Here is an 11737-nt window from a genome sequence, read left to right as displayed (position 1 = left end):
ATAGAGTTTTGGATTAATATAAGCTTGTTGTTAATTTATGGTTATTTTCATAATATTGGGTATTAATAAAATTTAATAATATCAATAGTTTAATAATAAAAATTCAGATCTTATGTATTTGATTTTAATATAGATGAATAAATGATATATTTTGATAAATATAAAAATTATTCATGAAGTTTAATATGTATTATTTCGTAATTTTTTATTTTTTTTCCTAAAATTTTACCCCATCCTAATTTGGAGTGAGAGTAATCTCCTAGCTTAAACAGCATTCTTTTATTAAAAATAATTTTAAGATATAAATCAACACAAAATTCATTGTTAGTTAGAAATAATATACTTTCTTTAAGCTCTTTGTATTTTTCTGCGTTTGGAAAGTATTTTAAAGCTTCATCATAGTGTATATCTTTTATATAAATAGCTATTTTATTTTGGTAAGATAGAAATTTTTTTCCTAAGATTAGATTTTTTCCTAAAATATGATTTTTACTTCCTAATTTATTTAATTGTATGTGTCTTATGTAAATTTGATGGGGTATATTTTCTATAATATTTAATTGATTTTGTAAATTAAAAGTGATTTGTAAAATTCTTTCAATATAACTTTTAGGTCTTCTTAAACTTAGTAATAACGGTGCAAAAGGTAGATATCTCTTTGCAATTTTTGTATCATTGATACCTAACATAGAAAATAGTATTTTAGAAATTCTATCGCTGAAATTAATATCAAAACTTTTTGGATAATTGTTAAGAGTAGTAATTTCAAAAAAAATCCAAAGAAGATAGTGATTGAAGAAATCAAAAAATAAACTCCATCCATCCCCGCCATCCTCATTCCTAGAGAGCTTGTCTAGTATATAAGAAGGGAGTTGTGATGTATTACCTTGTAGACCCATAAAATTAATCATAATTTCAATAGGAAAATCACTAATATTTTTATTGAATTTTACATATTCGATTTCTTTGTTAGGATGCATTAGGGCATTATTTACCCTTAGAAAAATATCTTCTTTGGGATGATCTTTTAATAATTTTTTAAGAAGTTTATAAAAGGTATAAGAGTTTGCATTGTTCATAATATAGGTTTAATTCCTTTTTTAAAAGGATAATGTATAGTTGCTTTTGAGTTTATGCATTTAATTTTTAATTCACAAAATGAATTAATACTCACAAAGGATGATAAAAATTCTGAAATTATTAATCCTAGCTTATAAACTTCACCCAAAGAATAAAATTTAGAATCATCTATACTTATAATACTCATAGTGCCTTTTTTTGTAATATGCTCATCAATTAAGTAGCTTGGTTTTGACTGTATGTCAATTATTGAAGAGGTAAGTAATTGACATACTACTTCAGAAGTTTTATCATCGGGAAAGCTATAGCTTTCTAAAACTTGAAAAAAGGATGTTTTTGTTAAAAGAGTTTGGTAACTAAATGACAAAATAGAAACTAATTTCCATAAAAGATCACCATTGGTTTTAACTTGCTTAATCGGCGTTGGAATGGTAATGTTTTTCGTAATAGCATCTTTATAAAAAGGTATAAGATTGATATCGCCTATTTTTAAACGGGTCGGTAAATTTTTATTACAGCATAATACATCTATTGTGATTGTTTCATTTGTATTGTTTGAGGAAAAAAACGATATTTCTTTGAAGTTATCTTGCTTGGAATTTGATTTATTTGTAATGTAGTAAAAATCTTGTATTTTATTTTGCATAAATTCAAAACGTTCAAAATTTTTATAATTTTTTAAAATTCTACTCCCGCTGTCGCTATTATGTGCTTTGACTTGTTTTATTTGAACTATATCATATGCATTTAAATTTGTTCTATCGATGAAAATTCTATATCCATTTTTCGAGTGATTATTGATGATAGGTTCTGCTGTTTTTTCGAAAATATTAATGATTGGTGTTGTCGATAATGAGAATAATTCATTTTTTATAATACAATTTTTAGGAAGTGTCTTATTAAATTTAAAAAAAATGCTAATTAACTTACCTTTACACTCATGTAAAACATCCAAGCCTTGTATTGAGATAAAATTAAATTTTTCAGGCAAAAAAAAGTATTCTCTTAGCAAGGAAAAAGATTCAAATCCTAAGTCATTATAAAATAGGCAACTTTCGTTTGGCTTTAAACCCATAGTTTTAATATTATGGGTATTTATTTTAAATTCTTCTTTTGTGTCATGAGATATGACTTTTATTTCTTCTAAATATTGATGCATATAAAAAAGTAATGTAGATGATGTGTAAACATCATCCCCTAAGTATATACTTAGTTTATCTAAACCTAGATGTTCTATGTTTAAATCTTCTCTACTAACTCTAAGTTGTATATCTAATGTATGATATTGTCTTTCACTTCCTAAAAAAACATTCTCTATATTTAATGGATATAGATATACATCATATACTGTTTTAAATTCACATTCACATTTTTCTATAGATACAGATTTAACTGTACTATTTTTAGGAATAATTAATCTGTTGAGTTTGCTGTTTTCGCTAAATTTGAATTCTTGCATACACATAGAAGGTAGAATGTTGGTGTAATTTGGAGAAAGAATATTAATTAGAGATTCTGCAATATAGGGTATATTTTGATCTAATTCTTGATGAATTTTAGAGGTTAATATTGCTAAATTTTCAATAATTCTTTCTATATCTGGATCTTTACTATCGTAAGATAAAAAAGGGGTTAACTTGGGAAATTTATCTATAAAAATTTTCCGAGCATGATTAAGATAAGCAATCTCCTTTTGATAATAATGTATATCATCTTGTGTCATTTTAGATAACCTCGCAATATCGATTATTTTTAAATATAATTTCAATTGCAAATTCTTTAAAATTATCATTACAAAAAACACATTTTAGTAAAAATGAAAGTTGCCAAGGTTTTAAAGAATCATTATATGTGATAGAATTAATTATAATTCTTTTTTCGTATTTACTTATGAGTTTATGAATTTCTTTTGCCATGTTCAAGCAAAGTTCTGTCGAGCTTAAATTTAGATTTTCCATACTAGATAATCCAAAATCTTCAACACTTAAGCAGTCATCAAGTTTTGCATTAAGCAAAACTTGTATATTATTTTTTATTTCTTGAAATTCATTTTGATAAAAAGGGATATTTTGATATTGCTCATCCAATGAATGAATAATTTTATCCAACAAAGACATTTATTATTCTTTATCCAATTTACCTACTAAAGATAGTTCAAAATTTCCACCCATATATTTAAAGTGAGGACGAACACTCAACCCAATCTTATACCATCCAGGCTCCCCTGGTATATTATCCACTTTTACTTGAGCCCCTCTAAAAGGTCTTCTACTTCTAACCTCTGCTGGTGGATTTTCTTGATCTGAAATATATTGTCTAACCCATTCGTTTAAACCATTTTCAATATCACTTCTTTCCTTCCAGCTTCCAATTTCTTCTCTTTGTAGTACTTTTAGATAATGTGCTAATCTTGAAATTAAAAATACATAAGGCAATTGAGTGCCTAAGCGGTAATTTGTTTCAGCCTCTTTTCCTTCTGGTGTGTTTGGAAATATTTTAGGTTTTAAAGCAGAATTTGCTGAAAAAAATGCTGCATTATTGGTGTCTCTTCTTAGAGTTAAAGTTATAAACCCATTTTCTGCAAGTTCATATTCTCTTCTATCTGTAATCAAAACTTCAGTAGGAATTTTAGCTTTTAAGTTTCCAAAATTTTCATAAAAATAAGTAGGAAGATCTTTTACGCTTCCACCGCTTTTTGGTCCTATGATACTACCACACCACCTGTATTTAGCAAAACTTTCTGTTAATCTTGTTGCGAAAGCATATGCTGAATTTCCCCATAATAGATGATTGTGAGATGCGTGAACATTTTCTTTGTAATTAAAGCTTTTGATGGGATTTTCTTCACTATCATAAGGCGATCTTGTCAAAAACCTCGTAACCATTAATCCTGTGTATTTAGAATCTTCATTTTCTCTAAAAGTTCTCCATCTTGTGTATTGTGGACCCTCGAGAAGACTTTGTAAATCCTGAATATTAGCTAATTCTGAATAATTTTCTAAACCAAAAAATTTAGGTCCTAAAGAAGTTAAAAATGGAGAATGACTCATTGCTGCTATGCTTGACATTTTATTTAAAAAAGTCATATCTGGACTTGTAGTGCTTAGTTGGTAATCACCAATTATAGCACCAACTGGTTCTCCACCAAATTGTCCATATTCTGAAGAATAAATATTTTTATAAACAACACTTTGGGTGATGTCTGGATTATTTTCGAAATCTTCTAAAACTTCTTCTTTTGTAATATCAAAAAGATTAATTTTAATATTTTCATTAAAATCAGTTCTTTCTACTAAGAAGAAAAGTCCTCTCCAAGTCGATTCTAATTTTTGAAATTCTTCATTATGTAAAATCTCATCCATTTGTTTTGATAATAAATCATCGATATGGGCAATCATTTCATCAAGTGCAAATTTGTTGATTTTATCTTCTATGTTATCGCTTTCAACTATTGCGGAAATAAATTCGGCTACTCCTCTTTTTGCTATACTATAGCTTTCATCATTTCTAGCATATTTGCTTTTTTCCATAATACTTTCAATAATTGGAGTATCAATTACTTTATCTTTTGACATATTATGTTTCCTTTATTCTTCGTTATTTTCTTTTTTGATTTCTAAAAGCAACTGCTCTTTGGTTTTTTCATTTTTTAGAGCATCTAAAACAGCTTTTCTAAAATTTGGAATATTACCCATAGGTCCTTTTAGAGCCATTAATGCTTCTCTAAGGCGCATTAGTTTATTTAACTCTGGCACTTGTTGCACTATATTATCAGGCGAAAAATCTTTCATACTAGATATTTTTAGGTTGATATCTAATTCTTCAGCGCCTCCACCCAAAGTATTTTTAACATTAAATTGGGTTTTGATGTCTAGTTTTTGCATAACTTGATTAAAATTTATTTTGTTGATAGACACAACTTCCCTATCTTCTAAATTTTGTTCATTTTTACCTGTTAAATTAGCCATTATCATAAGTTTTAAAGGTAATTCTATCTCTGCATTTTGCCCGTTTGTTTTTGCCTTGTAGGTTATATTTATGCGTTCTTTTGGTGCACTTGATCCATCAGACATTTTACTTCCTTATTTTTTGAATTAAAATTTATTTTTTAAATTATACATAAAACTAAATAAAGAATAACTAAGTTTATATTTTTTTATTAGTTTTGTTTTTTGCATAATTATACTCATCACTTAAGTAATCCTTTAATAAGGTTTTTTCCATAAGTTCAACTAGTTGTAAGTATATAATTTTTGCATTATTTTTCATATTGTTTGTTTCAAAAACTTGTGCCATGGCTATTAAAGAATTTATATTACAAAATAAAGAATTATTATAATTTTCATTGTTTATTTCAATGAGTATTTGTTCTACTTTTTTATTTTTATCGGATGTAGTGAGTGTTTTTTTATTAGTTTCTTGATTTTGTTTTACAAAATAATTAAATGTATCTTCTTTACACATTAATTCGCCGTTGTCAAATCTTAACTTGGTAATATCTTTGAATTTGAGAATAAAATTGCAAGTTAGTAAATTTAAAATTTTCAAGGAGTGTTCTTTTTGATGATGATGTAAAAAATCACAAAATAGTTTAAATCCTTCTATCCAGAAAGGGTTAAGTGAAAGGTTGTTGATAAAACATTTTATTTGATCTAACTCATTCGTATTTTTATCTAATAGTAATTTTATTAAATTTCTATCAGGATATCTTACTTTAGTGACAAAATCTGAATGCGGTGGAAGGGTTTTTAATCTTCCCCAAGCTGCTTCTGCAAACAATGAATAAGCATTGGTATTTTCAATGTTATTTTCTAGTAATTCTATTGCTAGATTATTTAATAATGTTCTGTATTCTCTATCACTAAGATTAGATAATTTTGTGTTTTTTATATCGATATTTACTTGTGTCACTGGAGATTTAAGAGGTGATTGTTTAGTTTGAGTTATTTCTTCTTTAATGTTTAATTTTGCAAAATTACAATTTAAAATTTCGCGTAATTTTTCAAAATACTCATTTAAACTTTTAGCTGCGACTTGTGAGCATTTTGGTGAATTTTTATTAAATTCATTAATAAAATTTTCAACAATTTGTTTGTATTTCTTTTTTTGATTTAATAGTATAGAAGATGTTTTACTTATATTTTCAGGTTTTTCTCGAAATAATTTTTCTGTAAAAATTATTATTTCTAAAAATATTTTAAAACACTCTTCGTTATTTAATGCTAAACATGATAAAGAAAAGTAAGCGAAAATTTTCATATCCATCGAGTTGTTTTGTAAAATATCTAATGAGTATTCATATACCTTATCCCATTGTATTTTTTCATGATTTAATGTTTTGTATTTTGTCATCTCTTCTTCAAGTAAATGAAATATCTCTAAGTTTTCTAAATTTTCTTCATAATGATCACAGAAAATCATTTTTTATCTCCTAAGCACTATTGAAAGTTTTTTTAATTATAATAAAAAATAAAATTATAGTGTTATTTATTTAAGTATTTTTTTAAGGATGGGAATGAGAAAAATTTTTGTTATGTTGCTCATGGGGTTGTTTTTAAGTTCTTGCTCTAGTGTTGTAAGTGTAAAGATTGATAATATAAAAAATTCTAATTTAAATAGTAGAAATGATGATGTTCCTTTGACTGTTATTGTGTATCAACTAAAAGATGTAAATAAATTTATAAAGGCTAGTGATTTAGAGCTGATTAATAGAGAGGATGCTATACTCGGTAGAGATAAAATTGACTCGATTAGACTACAAATTGCCCCTAAAGATAATATTATTGCTTTTAAAGTTATAGATGAAGAAGTGCCGTATATTGGTATTTTGGTTTTATTTGCAAATAATACTAAAAAAGTAACAAAAATTTGGGCAAAAACAGATGATGCTAATGGTTTTGGAACTAAAAAAACATTAAAATTTGAAATAACAAAAGATGGTATTAGACATATTTAATCTAAGGAAAATATAATGGCAGATAAGCTAAAAGTAGCTTGGTTTAATGGGCTAAATATTGATAAAATTCATTTTGAGCAACAAGAACGATATTTTGAAAGAAATATTAATCTTAAAACAATTTCAACTTTCAATAATTTATATGGAATAATTGATTTAGAATTTTCCAATGAAATGCTAATGCAAGGAAAAATAGCACTTAAAAGAATTTCTGGAATTGCTAAAGATGGTAGCATTTTTAATGCACCAGAACAAGATGAGCTTCCAGAGCCTTTGGAAGTTAATTATGATTCTTTGGTAAATTCTATTATTGTTATTAAAATTCCTATGGGTTTATCCTCTATAGCAGATATATCTTTACACAATAATATACCTAATTCAAAATACATTAGTTTAAGAAGTGTTGTAGCTTCAAGAATATATGATGATAATACTAATGATGTTTTTAAACATACTGATTTAGAAGATGAATATGAGAATGATAATATTACTTTCTCTCAAGAAAAAATAAGCATTACTTTAGCTAGTTTGAGATTGAAATTGGGCTTTTTAGGTAGCAAAACTCCAGATGAACTTGAAATTCCTATAGCAAAAATCAAAAATATTGATTTAAATAAAAAAATAGAGTTAGATGAAAGTTTTATACCCACTTGTTTAGATTTAAATAAATCTTCGTATATTAAATCATTTTTAGAAGAAATTTCGCATTCAATTAAACAGCATAAAGAAATACTCACTGAAGTATTTAAGGGTATAGATCAAACTAAAAACACCTTGGATTTTAGTACATATTTATCGCTTAATCTTTTAAAAAAATGGTATTTTATTTTTTCATATATAATCAATAAAGATAAAATACATCCTGAAAATTTATATGAAAAATTAGTTGATTTTCAAGGAGATCTTAGTGCTTTTGGTACTGAAAGCTCCTTTTCTGATTTTATAGTATATAATCATGATGACTTGACTAACACTTTTTTACCACTTACTAATCAACTGAGAGTTTTATTTGCAAAAATAACTTCTCCAAAATATACTATGGCTCAAGTAATTGACAATAACAATGGATTTTATGATTTGTTATTTGACAATCCTACGGTTATTGAAGAGGGTGAATTATTTTTAGCTATTAGTGCTGATGTTAATCATGAGTATTTATTATATAATTTTAAAACTCAAAGTAAAATTCATACTCAAAGTAGGATAAAAAGTATAGTAACAACACAATTACGAGGGATAAACATAGAGCAAATTTCAAATATTCCATCTTCTATACCTTATTTAAATGGTTATATTTATTACAAGTTAGACAAAAAAGATGAGCTGTTTAAATACTTTAAGGGCGAAAATGTTATAAGTTTATATCTAACAACAAATATAAAAAACCCTGATATAAAAATGTGGGCTGTATTTTAAGGAGTAATATGCAAAAAGAATCACATTTTAAAGAAGGATCTTTGCTTTTAGAAAGTGATTTAAAAGGTTTAGAAATCAATAAAGTTGTTGATAATTGTTTGGAAATTCTTTTACTTGTTTATAGATTATCTAAGGTTCATTCTTTGGATACTGCTTATATAGAGAATTTAAAAGAAAAACTTGTGAATGAAATTTTGGTTTGGAGTTCAAGATTAAGTACTTTTAAAGAGTATGATGAGAAAGATATTATAAAATTAAGATATTGCTTATGCGTATTTATAGATGAAAGTCTAATGAAAAATGATTTATTTATTAATAGCTCTTGGGCAAATCATACTTTAACCGTGAGGTTATTTGATGAGACTCTAGGTGGTGATAATTTTTACGATATAGCGCTTTCTTGGTTGTCTAATCCATCCAAAAACAAGGATTTTTTGGAATTCATATATGTTTGCTTGATTTTAGGATATAGAGGAAAATATTCTCATGAAAAAGATGTTGAGGAAAAAATTATTTATCTTTGTAATAATATAGCATCGGCTTTAACTCCTCTTATAAATTTAACAGATGAGACAGCTTTTGATAAGGCTTATAATGGAGCTAATAGGGAAAAATTTTGGCAGTATTTTCAACGCAGATTTATGAAATTTGCGTTAGTTGTTATACCTATTGGATGTATTTTAGGTTTTTTCATTTTTGCAATTTTTGATTTACAAACTCATAATATTAAAATCGATTCTAATATTAGCAGTTTGATTAAGAATATAGAAAAATTATAACTCTTCGTTTGGAATGTTTAATTTTAACTTTTGAAACATAATTTCGTTCCAATGTTTTGGAAGGTTACAAATTTTTGGGTAATATTTTTGAAAAAAATAAATAAAAATTTGAGGATTTTCAGCTAGAGAAAAATAAAATTTTCCTTTATTTGAAGATAAAATTTTACCATCATGGTTAATATTAGGGCTATAGAATTTATATCCTTTTATTGGAGGCATTTTTTTAAGGAACTTTGAATTTGGATAGTGTTTGAAAAATTTTAAATAACCTTCGATATAACCCACCCCATATTTTAATGGATTTATATTAGTATAGAAAAAATCAATAAAAGGGATATTAGAATTTTCTCCATAGTAAGGATTTGGTATAAGATTGATTTGTTTTTGATATAATTCTTTATATGTAGTGTAAGCACCGGCATTAAAAAGTAATTCATTTTCATCTTGAAATTTACCAGAAAAATATGGAATTAAAAAGTCATTTAGACTCCAAACTAAATATTCGTAAAAAAGCTCATCGCTAAATGTAATTTTATAATCTTGTTTAGATAGCGTATCAAGTTGATTTAATATATCGTTTTTATGGTTGTTTCTGTCATAGATTAAAGCGGTAATGCCACTATTTTCATAAATTTTATTAAAATAATTTTTAATTAAGTTGATGTTTTTGGAATGCAAATCATCAAAATATGAGTAAATTTGTTCTTTGGATAAGATTATATTGTTATTTTGCCTGAAATATTGCACTTTGTTGTTTATTATTTCATTAAGCCAAAAATTATTTAATTTTTCAAAATTAATATCAAAATTACTTGCTATAAATTTTGGAAACAAGTTGTTTTTCTCTTCTTGAAATATTACCTTTCCTATATATAAAATAGCGGTTAAATCATTAATTTTTTTATTATATTTACTACTATAGAAATTTGAAATATCGTTTATTCTATCTTCGACACATAAAATATTTGTTTCTATGCCAAGATATATGGTTTTATCTGATCTATTGTTAAAAGCATATTTTTTTAAATCAGGAAGTTTAATTTTCATTCTTTAGCCTAGAAAATCTATTATTTTTTCGACAAATCTTGCATCTCTTTCATTTGGTTGTATTTCGTAAGCATTTTCTTGCCTTTCTTTGTCATCAAATTTATAAAAGCCATCAAATAAAATTTTATAATCATCGCTTATAGAGAATCCATGTGCATAAAACAAATATCCTCTTAAAATACCTTGTCCTGGGTAATAATAAGTTTCAACATAAAAATGTCTAATCTCGTGAATCATAGTTTTTATTATTTCTTTTAAATCATGTAGATTATTTTCATTAACACGTATGCGTCTTTTGTAATATTCTCCCCATTCTTCTTCGTCTCCTTGGAAAAAATCTATTTCACCATTTTTTGTTATTAAATTTAAGTCTAATTTTTCACATATAGCGGTTGCAATCTTACTAATTAAATTTTTATAAATTGCTATATCCAATTTTTTACCTTGCATCAATTCATCATATTTTTCTTTCAATGTTTTAGGATTGTTTTTTTCTATAGGGCAATTTAGCAAAACATCTTTACAAGTTTGAAAATAAAAATCTCTATCTCTTTGATAGTCTTTGAAATCATTTTCCACGCTATCTATGAAAGATTGACTACCTAGGTCAAATCTATAGTAAATATAAGCAATTTTTCCTGCTATTTGAGGATTATTTTTACAGAATGAAAAGAAATTTTCTCTCATAATAGTAAAGGTATCACCTATTTTTTTAGATAGACATTCGAAAAATTTAACAGCATCCCAAACACTTTGTATGTGTGATATTTGGTTCCATTCTTGAATATTTTTGGGATAATTTGCAAGATTAACACCATTAGCAACATTATCATCTTCTCCAATACCCACTCTAAAACTCATATCAATGATCACATAAGGATCTTGTAAAGTCGGCATTTCGCCTTCATAAGCAAATACCACAATATAATATTTTTCAAATTTAGTTTCTTTTGTTCTATAAAGAGGAAGAGAAAAGCCAATTTTATTTGTATTTTCTTGTTCAATTAAAGTTGCATTGTAATCATCATTGCACTCTAATTCTCCATCTTCATCAATATCAACTAAAGTACTAAAACTATCAAAACTTTGCAAATAATCATCCGATACAAATAATAATTGCATTTTAGCTTGACTATCACATTCAAAAAAACCCCATTTTCTTTGTATATCGTCGTTATTCTCTAAGAAAAGTTCTATATATGTTCCTGGTGCAAACGGAGCTTTAAGATCGTATATTTCCTTAGAGTTTATGCTATTCATTTATCTATCCTTTATTTCTTTTGCAAATACAATTTTATTGTTTCGTTTTTGGGGGTATTTAACTTCTAATTCGCAAAGCAATTCTTCTTCATTTGTAATATAGCTTAAATGCTTTAATAAATCTTCAAACAATACCCCATTAACTATTCCTATACTACCATTGCTACCAAATTCTCCCTTTTCATTAATGTTATAAAGA

At 26.0% G+C, this 11737-nt stretch carries 11 protein-coding genes and 1 pseudogene; 3 read left to right on the top strand and 9 right to left on the bottom strand.

Going from position 1 to position 11737, the window contains the following annotated elements:
- Positions 1 to 167: 167 nt before the first annotated feature.
- From L8Y18_RS08155 to L8Y18_RS08130, 6 genes are all read right to left on the bottom strand, one after another.
- Positions 168 to 1079, bottom strand: a complete 912-nt coding sequence (locus L8Y18_RS08155) for a type VI secretion system baseplate subunit TssG (RefSeq protein ID WP_257938269.1) — start codon at positions 1077 to 1079, stop codon at positions 168 to 170.
- Positions 1076 to 2803, bottom strand: coding sequence for a type VI secretion system baseplate subunit TssF (tssF, locus tag L8Y18_RS08150; RefSeq protein ID WP_263659961.1), 1728 nt, complete (start codon positions 2801 to 2803; stop codon positions 1076 to 1078). Before tssF ends, L8Y18_RS08155 begins: the two co-directional genes overlap by 4 nt.
- A 1-nt stretch (position 2804) precedes the next feature.
- On the bottom strand, positions 2805 to 3197 hold the full coding sequence (locus tag L8Y18_RS08145; RefSeq protein ID WP_044598843.1) for a GPW/gp25 family protein: 393 nt from the start codon (positions 3195 to 3197) through the stop codon (positions 2805 to 2807).
- A 3-nt stretch (positions 3198 to 3200) separates the two neighbouring features.
- Positions 3201 to 4655: a type VI secretion system contractile sheath large subunit gene (gene tssC, locus L8Y18_RS08140; RefSeq protein ID WP_044598842.1), complete on the bottom strand. Its 1455-nt coding sequence runs from the start codon at positions 4653 to 4655 to the stop codon at positions 3201 to 3203.
- A 12-nt stretch (positions 4656 to 4667) separates the two neighbouring features.
- Entirely contained in the window at positions 4668 to 5153 is a 486-nt protein-coding gene (gene tssB, locus L8Y18_RS08135; RefSeq protein ID WP_263666949.1) for a type VI secretion system contractile sheath small subunit, read from the bottom strand.
- A 73-nt stretch (positions 5154 to 5226) separates the two neighbouring features.
- Complete coding sequence (locus L8Y18_RS08130; protein ID WP_263659963.1) at positions 5227 to 6501, bottom strand: TssA family type VI secretion system protein; 1275 nt, start codon at positions 6499 to 6501, stop codon at positions 5227 to 5229.
- A gap of 94 nt (positions 6502 to 6595) precedes the next feature.
- Here L8Y18_RS08130 and tssJ point away from each other — a divergent pair, with 94 nt between their 5' ends.
- The 3 genes from tssJ to icmH are packed head-to-tail and all read left to right on the top strand — an operon-like array spanning position 6596 to position 9231.
- Positions 6596 to 7036 (top strand): type VI secretion system lipoprotein TssJ, encoded by a 441-nt coding sequence (tssJ, locus tag L8Y18_RS08125; protein ID WP_147575446.1) that lies wholly within the window; start codon positions 6596 to 6598, stop codon positions 7034 to 7036.
- Positions 7037 to 7051: 15 nt separating this feature from the next.
- Positions 7052 to 8452, top strand: coding sequence for a type VI secretion system baseplate subunit TssK (gene tssK, locus L8Y18_RS08120; protein ID WP_044598839.1), 1401 nt, complete (start codon positions 7052 to 7054; stop codon positions 8450 to 8452).
- 8 nt (positions 8453 to 8460) lie between these two features.
- The gene (gene icmH, locus L8Y18_RS08115; RefSeq protein WP_263676634.1) at positions 8461 to 9231 is read left to right on the top strand and encodes a type IVB secretion system protein IcmH/DotU; all 771 of its coding nucleotides are present in this window, start codon (positions 8461 to 8463) and stop codon (positions 9229 to 9231) included.
- Here icmH and L8Y18_RS08110 read toward each other — a convergent pair.
- From L8Y18_RS08110 to L8Y18_RS08100, 3 genes and pseudogenes are all read right to left on the bottom strand, one after another.
- Positions 9226 to 10278, bottom strand: coding sequence for a hypothetical protein (locus L8Y18_RS08110; protein ID WP_263676633.1), 1053 nt, complete (start codon positions 10276 to 10278; stop codon positions 9226 to 9228). The two genes, icmH and L8Y18_RS08110, sit on opposite strands and share 6 nt — an antisense overlap.
- 3 nt (positions 10279 to 10281) lie before the next feature.
- Positions 10282 to 11538 (bottom strand): hypothetical protein, encoded by a 1257-nt coding sequence (locus tag L8Y18_RS08105; protein WP_263659967.1) that lies wholly within the window; start codon positions 11536 to 11538, stop codon positions 10282 to 10284.
- Positions 11539 to 11737, bottom strand: a pseudogene (locus L8Y18_RS08100) (hypothetical protein); the annotation flags it as partial.

Origin of the sequence: Campylobacter sp. CNRCH_2007_0968H (genome assembly GCF_025773245.1) — a bacterium.
In the GTDB taxonomy this organism is placed as follows: domain Bacteria; phylum Campylobacterota; class Campylobacteria; order Campylobacterales; family Campylobacteraceae; genus Campylobacter_D; species Campylobacter_D lari_D.
This window is presented reverse-complemented; position numbering and strand designations above follow the sequence as displayed.

What these genes read in the sequence shown, in the direction of transcription:
- L8Y18_RS08155 (WP_257938269.1), bottom strand. Translation starts at nt 1,079, where the DNA reads ATGAACAATGCAAACTCTTATACCTTTTATAAACTTCTTAAAAAATTA.
- tssJ (WP_147575446.1), top strand. Translation starts at nt 6,596, where the DNA reads ATGAGAAAAATTTTTGTTATGTTGCTCATGGGGTTGTTTTTAAGTTCT.
- L8Y18_RS08130 (WP_263659963.1), bottom strand. Translation starts at nt 6,501, where the DNA reads ATGATTTTCTGTGATCATTATGAAGAAAATTTAGAAAACTTAGAGATA.
- tssK (WP_044598839.1), top strand. Translation starts at nt 7,052, where the DNA reads ATGGCAGATAAGCTAAAAGTAGCTTGGTTTAATGGGCTAAATATTGAT.
- tssF (WP_263659961.1), bottom strand. Translation starts at nt 2,803, where the DNA reads ATGACACAAGATGATATACATTATTATCAAAAGGAGATTGCTTATCTT.
- tssC (WP_044598842.1), bottom strand. Translation starts at nt 4,655, where the DNA reads ATGTCAAAAGATAAAGTAATTGATACTCCAATTATTGAAAGTATTATG.
- icmH (WP_263676634.1), top strand. Translation starts at nt 8,461, where the DNA reads ATGCAAAAAGAATCACATTTTAAAGAAGGATCTTTGCTTTTAGAAAGT.
- L8Y18_RS08105 (WP_263659967.1), bottom strand. Translation starts at nt 11,538, where the DNA reads ATGAATAGCATAAACTCTAAGGAAATATACGATCTTAAAGCTCCGTTT.
- L8Y18_RS08145 (WP_044598843.1), bottom strand. Translation starts at nt 3,197, where the DNA reads ATGTCTTTGTTGGATAAAATTATTCATTCATTGGATGAGCAATATCAA.
- tssB (WP_263666949.1), bottom strand. Translation starts at nt 5,153, where the DNA reads ATGTCTGATGGATCAAGTGCACCAAAAGAACGCATAAATATAACCTAC.
- L8Y18_RS08110 (WP_263676633.1), bottom strand. Translation starts at nt 10,278, where the DNA reads ATGAAAATTAAACTTCCTGATTTAAAAAAATATGCTTTTAACAATAGA.